Origin of the sequence: Streptomyces sp. NPDC007189 (assembly GCF_040703635.1) — a bacterium.
GTDB lineage: Bacteria > Actinomycetota > Actinomycetes > Streptomycetales > Streptomycetaceae > Streptomyces.
The window spans coordinates 77,197-96,265 of sequence record NZ_JBEYEY010000010.1; the positions used below are offsets into that span (position 1 = coordinate 77,197).

General features: G+C 73.2%; 15 protein-coding genes. 6 read left to right on the forward strand and 9 right to left on the reverse strand.

Going from position 1 to position 19,069, the window contains the following annotated elements; all coding sequences use genetic code 11:
* Positions 1–231: 231 nt before the first annotated feature.
* Positions 232–1,479 (reverse strand): MFS transporter, encoded by a 1,248-nt coding sequence (locus AB0950_RS21375; RefSeq protein ID WP_360156604.1) that lies wholly within the window; start codon positions 1,477–1,479, stop codon positions 232–234.
* Positions 1,480–1,867: 388 nt separating this feature from the next.
* Between AB0950_RS21375 and AB0950_RS21380 the strand changes: the two genes are divergently transcribed.
* A complete protein-coding gene (locus AB0950_RS21380) occupies positions 1,868–2,203 on the forward strand; it encodes a DUF6343 family protein (RefSeq protein ID WP_360573049.1) in 336 nt (111 codons plus the stop codon).
* Between the two features lie 60 nt (positions 2,204–2,263).
* Here the strand turns inward: AB0950_RS21380 and AB0950_RS21385 are convergent, their stop codons facing one another.
* The 5 genes from AB0950_RS21385 to fae are packed head-to-tail and all read right to left on the reverse strand — an operon-like array spanning position 2,264 to position 7,647.
* Positions 2,264–3,460, reverse strand: coding sequence for an iron-containing alcohol dehydrogenase (locus AB0950_RS21385; protein ID WP_366779205.1), 1,197 nt, complete (start codon positions 3,458–3,460; stop codon positions 2,264–2,266).
* 32 nt (positions 3,461–3,492) lie between these two features.
* Positions 3,493–4,428: an NAD(P)-dependent oxidoreductase gene (locus AB0950_RS21390; protein ID WP_360156401.1), complete on the reverse strand. Its 936-nt coding sequence runs from the start codon at positions 4,426–4,428 to the stop codon at positions 3,493–3,495.
* 47 nt (positions 4,429–4,475) lie between these two features.
* Positions 4,476–5,996, reverse strand: coding sequence for an aldehyde dehydrogenase (locus tag AB0950_RS21395; protein WP_366779206.1), 1,521 nt, complete (start codon positions 5,994–5,996; stop codon positions 4,476–4,478).
* Positions 5,993–7,105: a mandelate racemase/muconate lactonizing enzyme family protein gene (locus tag AB0950_RS21400; protein WP_366779207.1), complete on the reverse strand. Its 1,113-nt coding sequence runs from the start codon at positions 7,103–7,105 to the stop codon at positions 5,993–5,995. The genes AB0950_RS21395 and AB0950_RS21400 overlap by 4 nt, the downstream gene beginning before the upstream one ends.
* Positions 7,102–7,647, reverse strand: coding sequence for a formaldehyde-activating enzyme (gene fae / locus AB0950_RS21405; protein ID WP_360156392.1), 546 nt, complete (start codon positions 7,645–7,647; stop codon positions 7,102–7,104). The genes AB0950_RS21400 and fae overlap by 4 nt, the downstream gene beginning before the upstream one ends.
* Positions 7,648–7,909: 262 nt before the next feature.
* Here fae and AB0950_RS21410 point away from each other — a divergent pair, with 262 nt between their 5' ends.
* From AB0950_RS21410 to AB0950_RS21420, 3 genes are all read left to right on the forward strand, one after another.
* On the forward strand, positions 7,910–8,695 hold the full coding sequence (locus tag AB0950_RS21410; protein ID WP_360573043.1) for an IclR family transcriptional regulator: 786 nt from the start codon (positions 7,910–7,912) through the stop codon (positions 8,693–8,695).
* A gap of 129 nt (positions 8,696–8,824) precedes the next feature.
* Entirely contained in the window at positions 8,825–10,306 is a 1,482-nt protein-coding gene (locus AB0950_RS21415; RefSeq protein ID WP_360156386.1) for an NAD-dependent succinate-semialdehyde dehydrogenase, read from the forward strand.
* A gap of 44 nt (positions 10,307–10,350) precedes the next feature.
* On the forward strand, positions 10,351–11,712 hold the full coding sequence (locus AB0950_RS21420) for an MFS transporter (protein ID WP_366779208.1): 1,362 nt from the start codon (positions 10,351–10,353) through the stop codon (positions 11,710–11,712).
* 33 nt (positions 11,713–11,745) lie between these two features.
* On the opposite strand, the gene AB0950_RS21425 is transcribed toward AB0950_RS21420, so the two are convergent.
* Positions 11,746–12,735 carry an aldo/keto reductase gene (locus AB0950_RS21425; protein ID WP_360156380.1) on the reverse strand — a complete coding sequence of 330 codons (990 nt, stop codon included), beginning with the start codon at positions 12,733–12,735 and terminating at the stop codon, positions 11,746–11,748.
* A gap of 512 nt (positions 12,736–13,247) precedes the next feature.
* On the opposite strand from AB0950_RS21425, the gene AB0950_RS21430 reads away from it, so the two are divergent.
* Both AB0950_RS21430 and AB0950_RS21435 read left to right on the forward strand, forming a co-directional pair.
* A complete protein-coding gene (locus AB0950_RS21430; protein ID WP_360156377.1) occupies positions 13,248–14,099 on the forward strand; it encodes a hypothetical protein in 852 nt (283 codons plus the stop codon).
* 159 nt (positions 14,100–14,258) lie between these two features.
* Entirely contained in the window at positions 14,259–17,633 is a 3,375-nt protein-coding gene (locus AB0950_RS21435; RefSeq protein WP_360573037.1) for a pyruvate carboxylase, read from the forward strand.
* A gap of 33 nt (positions 17,634–17,666) precedes the next feature.
* Here the strand turns inward: AB0950_RS21435 and AB0950_RS21440 are convergent, their stop codons facing one another.
* Together AB0950_RS21440 and AB0950_RS21445 are read right to left on the reverse strand one after the other, a co-directional pair.
* Entirely contained in the window at positions 17,667–18,119 is a 453-nt protein-coding gene (locus tag AB0950_RS21440) for a hypothetical protein (RefSeq protein WP_360156371.1), read from the reverse strand.
* Between the two features lie 93 nt (positions 18,120–18,212).
* Entirely contained in the window at positions 18,213–18,989 is a 777-nt protein-coding gene (locus AB0950_RS21445; RefSeq protein ID WP_360156368.1) for a polysaccharide lyase family 7 protein, read from the reverse strand.
* Positions 18,990–19,069: the final 80 nt, after the last annotated feature.

Below are 19,069 nucleotides of genomic sequence, written 5' to 3' on the forward strand. Positions count from 1 at the left end.
TTGCGGTCGGCGAGGCCGGCGGCCCGGCTCGGGAGGACCCGTCCGTGGTCCTCCTGCCCGCCAGGGCTGAGGCGGGGCGCCTTGTCGTGCCCTTGTTGTCGGGCGAGGCCGGCGGCCCGGCGCGGGAGGACCCGTCCGTGGTCCTCCTGCCCGCCAGGGCTGGCGCGGGGCGCCTTGTCGTGCCCTTGTTGTCGGGCGAGGCCGGCGGCCCGGCGCGGGAGGGCCTGTCGGTCAGGCCGCCGTGCTCAGGGCCTCTCGTCCGGTGACGTCGCCGTCGCGGGTGGCCACGACCGGCGGCAGGAGTCCGCGGCGCCGGCGGAGCAGCAGGCCGCCGCCGATCGACCCGGCGATGAGCAGCCCGCCGGTGACCAGGGCGCCGCGGGCACCGGCCCACTCCATCAGCAGACCCAGCAGGGGCGGCCCGCCCAGGCCCCACACCGTGCCGATGGTGCTCCACACGCCGAGCACCCGGCCGCGCAGGTGCGCCGGCGGATCGGTCTGCAGGACGGCCGTGCCGGCGGTGTCGGAGACGGACTCCACCACGGCCATGGGCAGCACCAGCACCATCAGGACGGCCAGCGAGGGCGACAGGCCCGCGACGACCTGGAGGAGAGCGCCGCCCGCCGCGAGCAGCCCCACGGTCCGCACCGAGGGACTGCGCAGCCGGGCGCCGAGGACGGCACCGATGATGCCGCCGACCGCCAGCACCGTGGAGACGGTGCCGAACGACCCGGCGCCGCCCGCGAGCGGCCCGGTGACGAGGACCGCGAGGGTGAGGCCGTAGTTGCGGCCGAAGACCGAGCTGATCCCGGTGATCCCGGCGAGGGCCACCAGCCGGGGCCGGCGCACGAAGAACCGCAGCCCCTCCCGGATGCCCATCTCCGCGGCCGCCGGGACCGCCGGCGCCTTGGCGGCCGGCTCGGCCTCGGCTGCGTGCACGGGCCGCAGGAACGGCACGACCGACGCCACGAACAGGAACGACAGCCCGTTGGCGGCGTACGCTGCGGCCGTGCCGAGAAGGCCCACGGCCACACCGGCGAGCGCGGTGCCGACCAGCCGCCCCGCGCTGTGCACGAGGGCGCCCACACCGATCGCCGACGGCACGTCCTCCCGGGGCACGAGGTCGTTGCCGAGCAGCGCACAGGCCGGGCCGTCGACGGTGGCGATGACGCCGGTGACGGCGGCCAGCACCAGCAGCGCCGTCATGTCGATCCGGTCGAACGCCACCAGCAGCGCCGTGGTGAAGGCGACCGCGCCGAGCAGCGTCTGGCTCACCGCTACCGTCAGCTTCCGCGGCCAGCGGTCCACGGCCGTGCCGCCCAGCAGGCTCACGAACAGCGCGGGCGCCGCCTGAACGGAGATCGACAGGCCGGTCGCCGCGGCGGAATGCGTGATGTGCAGCACGAGCAGGTTCTGCACGGTGAGCTGCATCCACGTGCCGGCGTTCGAGACGAGGTTCGCCACCGACCACCAGCGCATGCCGCGGTGGCGCAGGGACCGCCACGGCGAGCGCGAGGCGGACGCCGGGGCGGGGGCGGGCACGGGCACGGGTGTGGGCAGGGCAGGGGGAGCAGACACAGGGGGTACTCGACAACCAGGGGTCTTGAGAGTGACCGGCGGAACCCGTCGGGCCGGCTTCGCTGCGCGGCCGGGCCGCCCGGTCAGGGCGCCGACCATGGTGGCAGACGGGAGGGCACAGTCGTCGCCAGGGCACTCGCCGGCCGGCGGCCGGAGAGGCCAACATCCCGTGTCCGTACGTCATTTGGGTCGCGGGTGTGGTTCCTCACAGGCCCCCGGTTTGCCGCGCACGAGTCTGGCTACGCGGTGGGCGGCGGACCATGACGCCCAGCGGCGGAAGGAGACCTCCATGCGTGACGAACGCCACGGACGCACGGCGGTGCCCGAGCCCCGGTCACGCTCCGGTGCGTTCGGTCACCGTTTCCCGCGCACCGGCACCGAACCGGTCACCGCGCGCAGCGCACTGCGGCTGCGTCAACTGCTGTCCGCCGTCTTCCTGCCGCTGTTCGCCGCGGCCACCGCCGGCTTCGCCCTCTGGGCGTCCCGCTCGGGCCCCGGCGACAGCCCGGGCAGCGGCCCGCTCACCGTCCTCGCGGCGGTGTGCGGCGCTCTCGCGCTGGGCGCGGCGCTGGACCTGGTGGTCGTGAGCACGCGGAGAAGGCGGGAGCGCCAGGAACGAGGGTGACAACCGGCGCGGCGGGGCGAGGCGGCACCCGCATGGCGGCAGGTGCCGCCCGCCGATCCCTCAGTACACGCGCGTCAGCAGCTCGAGCACCTCGGCCTGCTCCGGCAGCCGTGGTGCGTTCTTCGTCACCGCGTCGGCGACCGCGCCCGCCGCGATGTCCGGCAGCTGGGCGCGGTCGGCGCCCAGCTCGCGCAGGGGCCGCTTGATGCCGAGCGCCCCGGACAGCTCTCGTACGGCGGTCACGGCCGCCCGCGCCCAGTCGCCGTCCGCGGGCGGCGGCACCCGCATCGCGCGTGCCGCCTGCTCGTAGGCCTCCGCTGCCGCCGGCGCGCTGAACTCCATGACCTCCTCCAGGACGGCGGCGAGGGCGACGCCGTGCGGGGTGCCGGTGTGGGCGGTGAGGGCGTGGCCGATGCCGTGGACCAGGCCGAGCCCGGACAGGGTCAGGGCCTGCCCGGCCAGATGGGCGCCCATCATCAGCTCGGCGCGCGCGTCGAGGTCGGATCCGTCCCGGTGGGCGGCCGGGAGTGCGCGGCCGACCATGCCCACGGCCTGGGTGGCGTAGGCCACCGAGAAGGCGTTCGCGCCGCGCGAGGCCAGGGACTCGATGCCGTGCACGAGGGCGTCGATGCCGGTCGCGGCCGTCGCCGCGGGCGGCAGGCCGAGCGTCAGCTCCGGGTCCAGGAGGGCGACGCGCGGCTTGACGGAGGGGTGGCCGAGGTACACCTTGCGGCAGGCCGCCGTGTCCTCGATCACCCCGAAGCCGTTGGTCTCCGCGCCGGTGCCGGAGGTCGTCGGGACGGCGATCAGCGGCAGTCCGTCGGCCGCCTCCCAGAGAGCGTCGGCGTCGGCGGCGACCGCGCCGGGATTGCCCACCAGCAGCGAGATGCCCTTCGCGGCGTCCAGCACCGAGCCGCCGCCCAGCGCGACGACCGCGGCCGGACCGAAGGCCCGGGCCCGGGCGGCGCCCGCGTCGACGTTCCCGGTGGACGGGTTGGGCGCCACCTCGTCGTACACGGCGTACTCCACGCCCGCCGCGTCCAGGATCTTCAGGGCGCGCCCGGCGACACCGGCCGCGCGCAGGCCCCGGTCGGTGACGACGAAGGCGCGGTGGTGACCGGTGTCCGCGATCAGGTCGGGGAGCAGATCGATCCGGCCGGGGCCGAACTCGACACGGCAGAGGGTGTCCAGGCTCAGCGGGGGGAGTGCGGCGGGAGGCGTGGTCCGGCCGGCGCCGGGGGTGGGGGTGTCGGTCATGGGGTGCGGCTTTCCTCGATCAGTTCGGTGCGTCATACCGTGACGGTGGTGGCGCCGAGCGCGGCGGCCGGGGACGGCAGCCGGAACTCCCGTCCGGCCAGCGCCTCGTAGAGGCGCACCGGGCTCATCTCGCCCGCCAGATCGCCGTGCTGGGCCTTGGAGCGGCGGTAGATCTGCTCGACCAGTGCCGACAGCTCAGTGGAGACGCCCAGGTCGCGGCCGAGGTCGACGGCGAGCCCGAGGTCCTTGCAGGCCAGCGCCATCGCGAAGGAGTCGTCGTAGTCGCCGTCGGCGAGCACGCACATGATGTCGTCCTCCAGGAAGTGCGACGCCGCGGGGGAGGCGAGCAGGGAGCTGCGCAGCACGCCCAGGTCGACACCCGCCTTGACGCCCATCGCCAGCACCTCGCTGGTGGCGACCAGGTGGCTGAACCACAGCAGGTTGATCATGAGCTTGACGGTGTAGCCGGCGCCCGGCGGGCCGACGTGCAGGACGCGGTCGGGGTCGCCGAGCGCCTCGAAGACCGGCAGAGCGATGCGGAAGTCGTCGTCGGCGCCGCCCACGAAGATCTGCAGCGTGCCCGCCTCGGCGCCGCGCGCCATCCCGCTGACCGGTGCGTCCAGCCGTCGTACGCCCCGGGCGTCCAGGACCTCGGCAGCGACCCGCTCGGCGGCGGCCGGTGTGGATGTCGACATGTCGATCCACAACGCGCCCTCGGGCAGCGCCTCGGCGGCCCCGCCGCGCAGCAGCACGTCCTCCACGATGCGCGGGGTGGGCAGCATGGTGACCAGGAACTCGGCGTCGCGCGCACAGTCGGCGGGGGTGTCCGCCCAGCGGGCGCCGAGCGCGAGATGCTCGGCGGCGGCCTCGGGACGGGTGTCGTGCACGGTGAGCGGATGCCCGGCGTGGATCAGGTGCCGGGCCATGTGCCGTCCCATGTTGCCCAGGCCGATGAAACCGATCCTCATCAGTTGTCCTCGTCGATCGGAAGGAGGGGGAAGGAAGGTCTCGCCGCTCAGGCGAGGTTGACCCAGGTGGTCTTCAGCGCCGTGTACGCGTCCAGCGCGTGCAGGGACTTGTCGCGGCCCGCGCCGGTCGCCTTGAAGCCGCCGAACGGGGTGATGACGTCGCTGGCGTCGAAGGTGTTGATCCACACGGTGCCGGCCCGCAGTCGCCGCGCGGTGCGGTGGGCCACGGTGACGTCCCGGGTCCACACGGAGGCGACGAGCCCGAAGTCGCTCTGGTTCGCGAGCCGTACGCCCTCGTCCACGTCGCCGTCGTACGCCACCACGGCGAGCACCGGCCCGAAGATCTCCTCCTGCCCGACGACGGAGGTGTTGGCCACCCCGTCGAGCACGGTCGGCTCCATGTAGCTCCCGCCGGTCTCGGTCAGCACGCGCCGGCCGCCGAAGAGGACGGTCGCGCCGTCCCGTGTGCCGCGCTCGACGTAGCCGAGGACCTTGGCGAGCTGGGCCTCGTCCACGATGGGGCCCATCACGGTGGCCGGGTCGAGCGGGTCGCCCACCCGGAAGGTATCGGTGGTGATGCGTCGTACGGCGTCCAGGAGCCGGTCCTTGACGGAGGTGTGCACGACGACCCGTGAGCCGGCGTTGCAGGTCTGTCCCGCGTTGTAGAAGATGCCCCAGGCCACGGCGGAGGCGGCGGCCTCGATGTCGGCGTCGGCCAGGACGAGCTGCGGCGACTTGCCGCCCGCCTCCACGGCGACCTGCTTGCCGTTGGACTCGCCCGCGTAGACCTGGAAGAGCCGGGCGACCTCCGCCGAGCCGGTGAAGGCGATCTTGTCGACGTCCGGGTGCCGGCCGAGCGCCTGCCCGGCGACCTCACCCCGCCCGGGGACCACGTTGAGCACGCCGTCGGGCAGCCCCGCCTCGGTGGCGAGCGCGGCCAGCCGCAGCGCCGCGAGCGAGGTCTGCTCGGCGGGCTTCAGCACCACGCTGTTGCCGGTGGCGAGCGCGGGACCGAGCTTCCAACTGGCGATCAGCAGCGCGTAGTTCCACGGGACGACGGCCCCGATGACGCCGAGCGGCTCCCGGGTGATCAGCGCGAGCGCGTCGCCGGGCGTGGGCGCGACCTCGTCGTAGGTCTTGTCGACGGTCTCCGCGTACCAGGCGATCGTCTCCGCCGCCTTGGCCACGTCCACGCGCAGCGACTCGGTGATGGGCTTGCCCATCTCGAGGGTGTCGAGCAGCGCCAGTTCCCCGGCGTTCGCCCGGATCAGCTCCGCCCAGCGCAGCAGGATCCGCTTGCGCTCCTTGGGCGCGAGGCCGCGCCAGCGGCCGTCCTCGAAGGCGGCCCGCGCCGCGCGCACGGCCCGGTCGACGTCCTCGGCGGACGCGGCCTGCACCTGGGCGAGCAGCGTGCCGTCGCGCGGCGAGACGCTCGGGAAGACGTCGCCGGAGGCGGCGTCCGTGAAGGCGCCGTCGATGAAGAGACGGGTCTCGGGGACCAGCTTGTCGGCCGCGGCCCGCCACTCGTCGTGCGAGCGGGACAGCAACTCCTCGATGGCGTACGTCACTTCACCCTCCAGCGGTCGATCGCGTCCTCGTCCAGCTCGACCCCCAGCCCCGGCGCGTCCGGCACTTCCACACAGCCGTCGGCGTCCACCCGCACCGGCTCGGCGAGCATGAAGTCCCGGCGTTCCGGGGTCCAGCCGGGCGGGTCGTAGGGGAACTCGAAGTACGGGCCGCCGCCGACGCCCGCCGCCACGTGCAGGTTGGCGAGCACTCCGATGCCGTTGGTCCAGCTGTGCGGGGTGAACTGACGGTGTTTCAGGTAGGCCAGTTCGGCGAGAGTGCGGGCGCGGTGCATGCCGATCGCGAGGACGACGTCCATCTGGTAGACGTCCAGCGCGTCCTGCTCCAGCCAGCGCAGCAGTTCGGGGACCGAGTGCTGCATCTCGCCGGCCGCGATGCGCACGCCCGGGTTCTCCGCCCGCAGCCGCTTGAAACCGTCCAGGTCGGCGTACGGCAGCGGCTCCTCGACCCAGAACACGTCCAGTTCCGCGAGGCGGGCGACGATCCTGCGGGTCTTGGCGAGATCGGAGGCGTTCGCGGTGTCGCCGGCCATTCGCCAGGACTGGTTGAGGTCGACCATGATCTCGAAGTCGTCACCCAGTTCCCTGCGCACGGCCCGGACCGCCGCGATGCCGTCCTCGACCCGGTTGCGGTCGATGCGGATCTTCATCGCCCGGAAGCCGGCCTCGCGCACCTTCAGCGCGGTCTCGACCCGCTCCTCGGCGGACTTCAGCTCCCCGGAGGAGGCGTACGCGGGCAGTCTGCGCGCCGCGTTGCCGAACAGCTCGGACACCGGGCGGCCGTGCACCTTGCCGATGACGTCCCACAGCGCGGCCTCCAGCGGCCAGTAGGGGGCGCCGTGGAAGCTCGCCGTCTCCAGCGCCTTGACATGCCGGGTGATGTCGAGCGGGTCCTCGCCGACGAACAGGTGCTTGTAGGTGTCGAAGCCGTCCATGAGGTCGCCGGAGCCGATGCCGGTGATCCCCTCGTCGGTGTGCACGCGCACGATCGTGGCGTCGAAGTGCCCGCGCGGCACCGGGTCCCAGGCGGCACGGAAGGGCGGGTCGAGCACCAGGCGCAGCCGGTCCAGCGTGATGTCGGTGATCTTCACCGGGCGAGCACCTCCGCGGACGGCGTGTAGAACGGGTTCGCCGGGCCCTCCTCGGCGGCCTTCAGGACGTCGGCCACCGAGGGCGTGCCCGTGACCGCGGCCCGGACGGCGCCGTACGCCGCCGCGCGCTGGTTGCGGAAGGAGGCGTCGAGGTCGTCGACGCCGGGGTCGACCCACACCGCCGCGATGATCAGCAGCTCGTCGGCCTCCCCGGCCGGGATCAGGCCCTCGCTGACCGCGTCCAGCACACCCTGCGCGAGACCGGCCTGCGCGCTGCCCCAGGTGGCCCGCCGGTGCAGCTCGCCCTCGGCGGCGGCCTTGGTGACGAACAGGGTCGCCGGCTTCACCGGCACCGACGGCCGTACGACCGCCAGGAACGGCACATGGCCGGCGCTCGGCGTGGCCAGCGCGGTCGCCCAGGCCGTCTCGACGGGGCCGCCCCTGCGGCCGATCACGACGTTGGTGTGCGCGGCGTTCACGCCGGCGCCGGTGAACGACTCGCCGATCAGCGCGGTCGCGGCGAAAGAATCCGGGGAAGGCATCAGAACTCCAGGACCTTCGGTGGCAGGGCTCGACGGGCGAACCAGGCGGGGGGTTCGGCGGGCGAACCGGGACGCGAGCGGAGCCGGAGGCGAACGAACCTCGCATTCGGGGCAAGTTCCTCCGGCCCGATGCGGCGAATCTAGGTCGGGCGCTCGGCGCGCGGCAAGGCGCTCCCGGGAATCGAAATCCCGGTTGCTCTCCGGACAACTCAACCTCTGACCTGGTGGTTCTCCGCTGCCGCCGGATGCCTAGGATGGCGCCGTGACACACGCCCCCTCCGCGCGCGGGCACGGTCTGCGCCGGGACATCGATCTGCTGGAAGCCCTCGCCTCCGACGAGGCGCAGCGCGCAGGAGGCCTCGGCGTGGTCCGTCTGGCCCAGCTCGTCGGCCGCGAGAAGACGCAGATCTCCCGCGCGCTGAAGGCGCTGGCCGCCGAGGGCATCGTCGAGCGCGACCCGGACACCCTGGAGTACCGCCTCGGCTGGCGGCTGTTCTCGCTGGTCGCCCGCACCTCCGAAAGCCGCCTGGTGCGCGTCGCCGAACCGGTCATGCACGCCCTGTCCGCCGACCTGGAGGAGACCAGCCACCTGTGCGTGCTGCACGACCGCGAGGTGCTCACCCTGCTGTCGGTCTCGGGGCACTCCTTCCGCGTCCACGGCTGGGAGGGCCGCGGCGTGCCCGCCTGGCAGCTGTCCGCCGGCCGGGTCCTGCTCGCCGACGCCACCCCGGACGAGCTGTACGTCCGCTTCGGCACGGCCAGCGAGATGCCGGTGCCCGAACTGTGGTCGCTGATCCAGGAGGCCAGACGGCGCGGGTACGCCCGGGTCAGCGAGGAGTTCGAGGCGGACCTGGTCGGGGTGTCCGCCCCGGTGCGGGACTTCCGCGGCCGGGTCGTCGCCGCGCTGAACATCTCCGCGCCCAAGGCCCGCCTCGGCGACCGGCTCGACGAGGCCGGACGCATCACCTCCAGGGCGGCGGCCCGGGTGTCCGCACTGCTCGGCTGGGAGCCGCGCCCCGCGCCCCCGCCGCGGACCATGCCCCCGTGATCCGCGAGTTGCCCTGACAGCAACCACCGTTGCGATCCGGCTGAGTGGCCTTGTCGGCCGTATGACGCGCTCGTAAATTCACCGCGCATCGGACGGGCCCCCGTCCGGGACGGAGGAAAAGAGCAGCTCATGAACCTCGCCGGCATCGACGCCCTCGCCAAGGCCCCGCTCGCCGACGGTGATGTGTTCCTCGGCGGCCGCTGGCTCCCCGCCGCCGACGGCCGGACCTACCCGGTCTACGACCCGGCCACCGGGGAACCGCTGCGCTGGGTGTCCGACGCCGGTGCCGAGGACGCCCGCGCGGCGCTCGCCGCGGCCGAGGAGGCGGCGGCCGGCTGGCGGGCCACCCCGCCCCGGCGCCGCTCGGAGATCCTCCACGACACCTTCCGGCTGATGCACGAGCACCGCGAGACGCTCGCCGACCTGATCGTGCGGGAGAACGGCAAGGCGCGCCGGGACGCGCTCGCCGAGGTCGGCTACGCGGCCGAGTTCTTCCGCTGGTTCGCCGAGGAGGCCGTCCGCATCGGCTCCTGTTTCGGCGACGCGCCCGGCGGCGGGTTCCGGCACGTCGTGCGCCGGCACCCGGTCGGGATCAGCGCCTTCGTCACCCCGTGGAACTTCCCGGCCGCCATGGCCACCCGGAAGATCGCCCCCGCCCTCGCGGCCGGCTGCCCCGTGCTGCTCAAGCCGGCCCCCGAGACCCCGCTCACCGCGCTCGCCGTCGCCGCCCTGCTCAAGGCGGCCGGCCTGCCCGACGGCGTGGTGAACGTCCTGCCCACCGACCGCGCCCCGCAGGTCGTCTCCGCCTGGCTCGGCGACGAACGGGTCCGCAAGTTCTCCTTCACCGGCTCCACCGCCACCGGCAAGCTGCTGCTGGAGCAGGCCGCGGCCAACGTCGTCAACGTGACCATGGAACTCGGCGGCAACGCCCCCTTCATCGTCTGCGCGGACGCCGACGTCGACGCCGCCGTGCGCGGCGCGATGGACGCCAAGATGCGCGGCGGCGGCGAGGTCTGCATCGCCGCCAACCGGTTCTACGTCCACGAAGCCGTCGCCGCCGAGTTCACCCGGAAGTTCGGCGCCGCCATGGCCGCCGTCCACGCCGGGCCCGGCGACCAGGACGGCGTCACCCTCGGCCCGCTGATCGACCGCGCCGCCGTCACCCGGATCCGTTCCCTCGTCGCCGACGCGCTCGACCGCGGCGCCCGGATCACCGCCCAGGGCACCGCCCCCGACGGCCCCGGCTTCTACCACCCCGCGACGGTCCTCGCCGACGTGCCCGACGACGCCCGCCTGTTGCACGAGGAGATCTTCGGGCCCGTCGCCCCGCTCACCACCTTCGCCGACGAGGACGAGGTGGTGGCCCGCGCCAACGCCACCGTCCACGGCCTCGCCGCCTACGTCTACTCCCGCGACGCCGGCCGCGCCCTGCGCCTGGCCGAACGCCTCGAGGCCGGCATGGTCGGCCTCAACCGGGGCCTGCTGTCCGACCCGGCCGCGCCGTTCGGCGGCGTCAAGCAGTCCGGCCTCGGCCGGGAGGGCGGGCGCGAGGGCATCGAGGCGTTCCTGGAGACGCAGTACATCGCGCTGGACTGGCCCACCGCCGACTGACCCCTCCCCCTCCCCGCCTTCCCTCCTCAGCACAAGGACCGCTCATGGCAACGACGCCTGCGACGGAACGCCAGTCCGACACACCCGGCGTTCCCACGCCCCCCGACCTTTTGCGCGCACGCCGCCGCCTGCACACCAAGCTCAAGCTCGCCACCCAGATCGGCGAGGGCATCGACGGCTACATCATCGGCGGCATCGGCATGGCGATGGGCGCCCTCACCACCGATCTGCATCTGACCACCGTCATGGAGGGCCTGGTCGGCGCCTCGCCGCTGATCGGCATCTTCGTCGGCGGCCCGCTCTTCGGCCGGCTCGCCGACCGCTACGGCCGGCGCCCCGTGTTCCTCGTGGACATGCTGATCTTCCTGGTCGGCTCGGTCCTGCAGTTCTTCGTCGCCGACGGACTGCAGCTCTTCCTCATCCGCCTGGTGATGGGCATCGCCATCGGCGGCGAGTACGCCATCGGCGCCCCGCTGCTGTCCGAGTACGCCCCCCGCAAGGGACGCGGCCGGCTGCTGGCCAGCCTGGAGATCAGCTGGTACGTGGGCTACGCCCTCGCCACCGTCGTCGGCGCCGTCTTCGCCGACGTGCACGGCGGCTGGCGCTGGACCCTCGCCAGCAGCGCGGTCATCGCCCTGGTGTGCGTGGCGCTGCGCGGCGGCGTCCCGGAGTCGGCGCGCTGGCTGCTCAGCAAGGGCCGCCGCGAGGAGGCGGACGCCCTCATCCACCGGTACGGCATCGAGATCGACGTCACCGCCGAGCTGGCCGACACCGCCCGGAGCGAACACGGCGGACTGCGCGCCCTGTTCACCCGCCGGCACCTGAAGAGCACCGTCTTCGCGAGCGTGTTCTGGGCCGCGCTGGTCCTGCCGTACTTCTCCATCGGCACCTTCTGGACCCAGGTCTTCGACGCCCTGAACATGGGCGACAACGCGGTCGCCGCCCTGCTCGTCTACTCCTTCACCGCCGTCGCCGGGGTCACCGCCGGCTGCCTGGTCGTCGACCGCATCGGCCGGCGCAGGCTGCTCATCCCGCCGTTCTGGATCACCGCCGCCGCGCTCGCGCTGGTGGCGGTGTGGCCGACGTCCACGCCGGTCATCGTCGGCGGCTTCCTCTTCTTCATCTTCCTCAACGCCGCCTCCAGCGCGCTGACCGCCGTCTACCCGCTGGAGGTGTTCCCGACCTCGCTGCGCGCCACCGGCGTCGGCTTCGCGACCGCCATGAGCCGGGTCGGCGCCGCCATCGGCACCTTCCTGCTGCCGATGGGCCTCGACCGCTTCGGCGCCCGTTTCGTGCTCCTGGTGGGCGCCGGGGTCCTGGCGGTGGGCGGCCTGGTCTCCCACTTCCTGGCGCCGGAGACGACCGACCTCGACCTGGCGGACGCGGCGCGCACGCCCGCGCCGTGAAGGCCGCCGGCAGTCACCGGCGCCCCAGGGCGCTCAGCGGTTGACGGCCCGCATCCCGGCCTCGTCGTACCGCTCACCCGCCGCCGCGGGCAGCTCGGCGTCGATGCGGGCCAGGTCCTCCTTGGTCAGCTCGATGCCGACCGCGGCGGCGTTCTGCTCCAGGTAGGTCCGCCGCTTCGTGCCCGGGATCGGCACCAGGTCCTCGCCCTGGGCCAGCACCCAGGCGATGGCCAGCTGGGCCGGCGTCACGTCCTTCTCCGCCGCGATCTCCTTCACCTTGGCCGCGAGGCGCAGGTTCGCCTCCAGGTTGGCGTCGGTGAAGCGCGGGTTGTGGCGCCGGAAGTCGTTCTCGTCCAGCTCGTCCGGCGAGGTGAAGCGGCCCGCGAGGAAGCCGCGGCCGAGCGGGGAGTACGGCACGAAACCGATGCCCAGTTCCCGGCAGGCGGGCAGCACCTCGGCCTCCACGTCCCGCGTCCACAGCGAGTACTCGCTCTGCACGGCGGTGACCGGGTGCACGGCGTGCGCCCGCCGGATGGTCTCCGCGCTCGCCTCGCTCAGCCCGATGTGCCGCACCTTGCCCTCGGCGACCAGCTCGCCCAGCGCGCCGACCGTCTCCTCGATCGGCACGTTCGGGTCGACCCGGTGCTGGTAGTACAGGTCGATGTGGTCCGTGCCCAGCCGCTGCAGCGAGCCGTGGACCGACTCGCGGACGTGCTCGGCCGAGCCGTCCTGCCGGCCGATCGTGCTCATGTCGCCCGGTACGGCGTCGTCCATCCGGTAGTTGAACTTGGTGGCGATCACGTACTCGTCGCGGTGCCCCCGGATCGCCTCGCCGACGAGCGACTCGTTGGTGAGCGGCCCGTACACCTGCGCGGTGTCCAGGAAGTTCACGCCCAGTTCGAGGGCCCGCCGGATGGTGGCGATGCCCTCCTCCCGGTCGGCGGAGCCGTAGAAGGCGGACATGCCCATGCATCCGAGGCCGATGGCCGATACCTGGAGGTCCCGCAGACTGCGCTTGTGCATGTGATGTCCCAGCCTTTCCGCGTACACGAACGTCGTCCCGTACGGCGCGGATCCGCACCCGTCGCCGTACGTCTGCGACGCTACGAGTTCGAGCGCTCTCCAAGTCAAGCAACGCTCCGGGCCCGGCCGGGAATCCAGCCGCACCGGCACTCGGGACAGGGCGTTGTGGGTGACGGCCGCCGCTGACGGGCACTCGGGCAGCTGCGAGGGGCCTGTACTTCAAGGACGGAACCGAGGGGGTGGAGGTTGCCTCGTGGAGCCGGATTCCACCGCTGTGGGCCTGTGGGTCTTCCCACACCCCCGCGCCACCGCAATGGATCTTGACGCCCGCCGTCCGGCTCGCTGAACTGTCACCGATCGGGCCTCACCGACACAGAGGCGCACAGCGGGGGAGAGACCGGGCACATGCCGGTCGGGGACGGCGGAACAACGCCCCGACGACATGGATGCCGGGACGTGAAGGGGGCGAGGGGCATGACGGGGGAGCCGGAGGCGATGGGCTGCCGTGTCTCATGACGACTGAAGGGCGCATCGACTGGTGCCGCGCCCTGCTCGCGCGGCTGACCCGGTTCACCGGGCGGACCCTGCGGGGCGAGTGGCACGCGATCGTCGTCGAACCGGTGCGGCGGCTCACCCGGCGCGGGCTGTCCGGACTGCTGCTGGCGTTCGTCGCCGCGTTCGGTGTCGTCTTCTTCCACGCCGTCGCCCAGCACCCGCTCGGCGCGGTGTGGGTGACCCGGCTCGGCGGCGTCAGGGCCGAGCTCCCGCTGTGGCTGTCGCTGCTGCGCACACCCGTGTCGCTGTACGTGCCGGCGCTCGACCTGCCCGTGTGGGCGGGCATCACCCAGCTGTTCCTCGCCTTCGCCTGGGCCGAGCTGGCCCTGGGCAGGGCCCGCACCCTGGCGATCTCCTACGCCACCACCGTGGCCGGCACGCTCACCGCCCGCGTGATGATCGCGCTGGGCCCCGGCTGGTGGGGCTTAGGACTGCCGCACGCGGACGCGCAGGTGCTCGACACCGGACCGTCCGCGGCCGTCGTCGGCCTGTTCACCTACCTCTCGGTCGTGAAACGCGCGCCGGTGGTGTTCACCCTGACCGGCGGCTCGATGGTGTGGGAGTCCATCGCCGTGCCCAACCTGGCCGGCCGCGAGCATCTGATCGCCGTGGCCGCGGCGATCGTCCTCGGCCTGCTGCACGGCCGCCGCCCGCGTCTGTGGACCTGCCTGCGCGCCCTCCTGGCCGCCCGGGACGGCGGGTCCCCGCCCGAGGCGCCGCCGAGGATCCCCGTGCCGCCCGCGTCCGTGCCCGCCCAGACGAGCGCCGAACGGCCGAAGGACACGGCGATGACATCCCTGGAACGCTGACCACGCCGCGCGGAACTGTGGCGCCGCCCACCCCGTCGATGTGATGGTTTTCGCACAGGGACCCGCGCGGCCAGCCCCTAAGGTGGCCCGCGAGGTACGGCAGGGCGTGGCAGACACCGTGGTGTTCCTCGCCGGCAGGGCAGCTGAAGGGAATCCAGGATGTTCCGCAAGGTGCTGGTCGCCAACCGTGGCGAGATCGCGATCCGTGCGTTCCGGGCGGGCTACGAGCTGGGCGCGCGCACCGTCGCCGTGTTCCCGCACGAGGACCGCAACTCGCTGCACCGGCTCAAGGCCGACGAGGCCTACGAGATCGGCGAGCCGGGGCACCCCGTGCGGGCCTACCTCTCCGTCGAGGAGATCGTGGGCGCCGCCCGCCGCGCCGGCGCCGACGCCGTCTACCCGGGCTACGGCTTTCTGTCCGAGAACCCCGAACTCGCCCGCGCCTGCGAGGAGGCGGGCATCACCTTCGTCGGCCCGAGCACGGCCACCCTGGAGCTGACCGGCAACAAGGCCCGCGCGGTCGCCGCCGCCCGCGCGGCCGGCGTGCCCGTGCTCGGCTCCTCCCAGCCCTCCACCGACGTGGACGAACTGGTGCGCGCCGCCGAGGAGATCGGCTTCCCGGTCTTCGTCAAGGCCGTCGCGGGCGGCGGCGGGCGCGGCATGCGCCGCGTGGAGGACCCCGCCCTGCTGCGCGAGTCCATCGAGGCCGCCTCCCGCGAGGCCGACGCCGCGTTCGGCGACCCGACCGTGTTCCTGGAGAAGGCCGTCGTCGACCCGCGCCACATCGAGGTGCAGATCCTCGCCGACGGCGAGGGCAACGTCATCCACCTCTACGAGCGCGACTGCTCCCTCCAGCGCCGCCACCAGAAGGTCATCGAGCTGGCCCCGGCCCCCAACCTCGACCCCGAGGTACGGCAGCGGATCTGCGACGACGCCGTACGCTTCGCCCGCGAGATCGGCTACCGCAACGCGGGCACCGTCGAGTTCCTCCTCGACCCCGCCGGCAACCACGTCTTCATCGAGATGAACCCGCGCATCCAGGTCGAGCACACCGTGACCGAGGAGGTCACCGACGTCGACCTGGTCCAGGCCCAGCTCAGGATCGCCGCCGGGGAGACCCTCGCCGACCTCGGCCTCGCCCAGGACACCATCACCCTGCGCGGCGCCGCCCTGCAGTGCCGTATCACCACCGAGGACCCCGCCAACGGCTTCCGCCCGGACACCGGCCGGATCAGCGCCTACCGCTCCCCGGGCGGCTCCGGCATCCGGCTCGACGGCGGCACGACCCACGCCGGCACGGAGATCAGCGCGCACTTCGACTCCATGCTGGTCAAACTCACCTGCCGGGGCCGGGACTTCAAGGCCGCCGTGGGCCGCGCCCGGCGTGCCGTGGCCGAGTTCCGCATCCGCGGCGTCGCCACCAACATCCCGTTCCTGCAAGCCGTCCTGGACGACCCCGACTTCCAGGCGGGCCGGGTCACCACCTCCTTCATCGAGCAGCGCCCGCACCTGCTCACCGCCCGCTCCTCCGCCGACCGCGGCACCAAGCTGCTCACCTACCTCGCCGACGTCACCGTCAACAAGCCGCACGGCGAACGCCCCGAGCTGCTCGACCCCGTCACCAAGCTGCCGCCGCTGCCGGCCGGCGAGCCCCCCGCCGGCACCCGCCAGCGGCTGGTCGAGCTCGGCCCCGAGGGCTTCGCCCGGCACCTGCGCGAGTCGCCGACCATCGGCGTCACCGACACCACCTTCCGCGACGCCCACCAGTCCCTGCTCGCCACCCGGGTGCGCACCAAGGACCTCCTCGCGGTCGCCCCGGTCGTCGCCCGCACCCTGCCGCAGCTGCTCTCCCTGGAGTGCTGGGGCGGCGCCACCTACGACGTGGCGCTGCGCTTCCTCGCCGAGGACCCCTGGGAGCGGCTGGCCGCCCTGCGCGAGGCCGTGCCCAACATCTGCCTGCAGATGCTGCTGCGCGGCCGCAACACCGTCGGCTACACCCCGTACCCGACCGAGGTCACCGACGCGTTCGTGCAGGAGGCCGCCGCCACCGGCATCGACATCTTCCGCATCTTCGACGCCCTCAACGACGTCGGCCAGATGCGCCCCGCCATCGAGGCCGTACGCGAGACGGGCACGGCGATCGCGGAGGTCGCCCTCTGCTACACCGCCGACCTGAGCGACCCCGCCGAGCGGCTCTACACCCTCGACTACTACCTGCGCCTGGCCGAGCAGATCGTCGAGGCCGGCGCCCACGTCCTCGCGATCAAGGACATGGCGGGCCTGCTGCGCGCCCCGGCCGCCGCCAAGCTGGTCTCCGCGCTGCGCCGCGAGTTCGACCTGCCCGTGCATCTGCACACGCACGACACGGCGGGCGGCCAGCTCGCCACCTACCTCGCCGCGATCCAGGCGGGCGCCGACGCGGTGGACGGCGCGGTCGCCTCCATGGCCGGTACGACCTCCCAGCCCTCGCTGTCGGCGCTGGTGGCCGCCACCGACCACTCCGACCGCCCCACCGGGCTCGACCTGCAGGCCGTCGGCGACCTGGAGCCGTACTGGGAGGGCGTCCGCAGGATCTACGCCCCGTTCGAGGCGGGCCTCGCCTCCCCGACCGGCCGCGTCTACCACCACGAGATCCCCGGCGGCCAGCTGTCCAACCTGCGCACCCAGGCCGTCGCCCTCGGTCTCGGCGACCGCTTCGAGGACATCGAGGCGATGTACGCCGCCGCCGACCGGATCCTCGGCCGCCTGGTCAAGGTCACCCCGTCCTCCAAGGTGGTCGGCGACCTCGCCCTGCACCTGGTCGGCGCCGGGGTCTCCCCGAAGGACTTCGAGGAGACCCCCGACAAGTTCGACATCCCGGACTCGGTGATCGGCTTCCTGCGCGGGGAGCTGGGCACCCCGCCCGGCGGCTGGCCCGAGCCGTTCCGCACCAAGGCGCTCAAGGGCAGGGGCGCGCCCAAGCCCGTACCCGAGCTGTCCGCCGAGGACCGCGAGGGCCTGGCCAAGGACCGCCGCGCCACCCTCAACCGGCTGCTGTTCCCCGGCCCCACGCGGGAGTTCGAGACGCACCGGCAGAGCTTCGGCGACACCAGCATCCTGGACAGCAAGGCGTTCTTCTACGGACTGCGGCCCGCCAAGGAGTACGCCGTCGATCTCGAGCCCGGCGTCCGGCTGCTGATCGAGCTGCAGGCCATCGGCGAGGCCGACGAGCGCGGCATGCGCACCGTGATGTCCACGCTCAACGGCCAGCTGCGCCCGATCCAGGTCCGCGACCGCGCCGCGGCCACGGACGTGCCGGTGACGGAGAAGGCCGACCGCGCCAACCCGGGCCACGTGGCGGCGCCGTTCGCCGGTGTGGTGACCCTCGCGGTGGCCGAGGGCGACGAGGTCGCCGCCGGCGCCACCGTGGCCACCATCGAGGCCATGAAGATGGAGGCCACCATCACCGCCCCGAAGGCGGGCCGGGTCTCCCGTCTGGCCATCAACCGCATCCAGCAGGTGGAGGGCGGCGACCTGCTGGCCGAACTCGCCTGACGAAGGCCTCGGCGCCTACCCGCTCCGCGGCGCTCAGTCCCAGAGCGGGTAGGTCATGACCTGCTGGAAGCCGTCGGGCCGGCCCTGCTGGTAGGTGAGGGTCATCAGCGTGTAGTGCCGCACGCCCGGATGCTTCTTCCAGGGCTGGGGGTCCTCGAGCCGCACGGTCACCGGATAGCCGTGGAAGTGGCCGGCCGCGCAGTACGGCTTGCAGTCGTTGACCATGTTCACGCCGGTGGCCGTCGCCCGGTCCGGGCTCCACTGCTTCCAGTGGAGCCCCATGAGCCGGCTGTTGCCGTCGCCGCAGGCCAGGATGAAGTCGGTGGGCCGCACGTCCGTGTGCCACGTGCAGTCCACCAGGACGGGGCGCGGGGTGCCGTGCTGGGCGGCCGCGGTCGGCGGACTGGCCGAGGCCGTGGTCATGGCCGCCGTCAGAAGGGCGCCTGCCGCGAGGGTGACCGCCGTCCCCATCACTGATCCGCGCATGGTCGCTCCCGCCGTCGTGCTCTGTCCTGGCGCGTGCACCCGACGCTACGACCGTACGACGGTTTCCACCAGTCGCGCAGGTCGTGCCGCGTGTCAGCCGTGCTTGACGGTCAGGCCGTAGAACGCGACGCGGGCGCCGTTGGTCGTACTGTCCGACGAGGACTGGTTGTAGGAGCCGGCCTTGAAGTACTGCTTGTACGGCTGGAACGACGACGGGATGCCGTAGTGGGTGGTGGTGCCGTCGACGGTCAGGTCGATCGTGTTCCCGCCGGAGACGGCGATGGTGTAGCTCCAGGTCTTGCCGATCGACACGTGCCCCACGGTGTGCGTGGTCTGCCCGCCGGACGGCGAGTTCTCGGTGCCGAGGACGATGTCGCCGTTCGCGTGGTAGTACAGCTCCAGCAGCGGCTTGGTGGAGGAGCCGCCGCTGCCGAGGTGGATCTGCCCGACGCACACGTTCTTGGTCACGGACACCACGCGCAGGGTCGCGCTCATCCGGTGCGAGCCGGACAGCGCCCAGTCGGCGGGGCTGCCGTCGCGGTTCATCTCGCGCAGCTCGGAGCGGGCGTAGTTGGAGTTCGGGGTCGTCACACCCTTCTCGGGCGCCCAGAAGGTCATGGCGCCGTCACGGGTGTCGGTGTAGAAGTACGCGTCCTGGTAGCCGTTCGCGCCCTGGAGCCGGGACGAGGGGATGGTGGTGGGGCTGCCGGGGGAGCCGACGGGCTCCTGCAGCTCCCAGACCGACAGGTCGAAGTTGCCGCCGGGCGCGACATGCGGGTCGGCGGCGAGCGCGCTGGGGCCGCCGAACAGCGCGAGGGCGAGGGCGAGGCCCGCGGCGGCCGGCACCGCGAGCAGTCGTGATCGGGTCATGTGGGGGGTCCCTTCTCCGGACCGATGCCGAACCGGTCTTCGGACCGAAGGATGCGTTCAGCATGGTGAACGCTGAACGC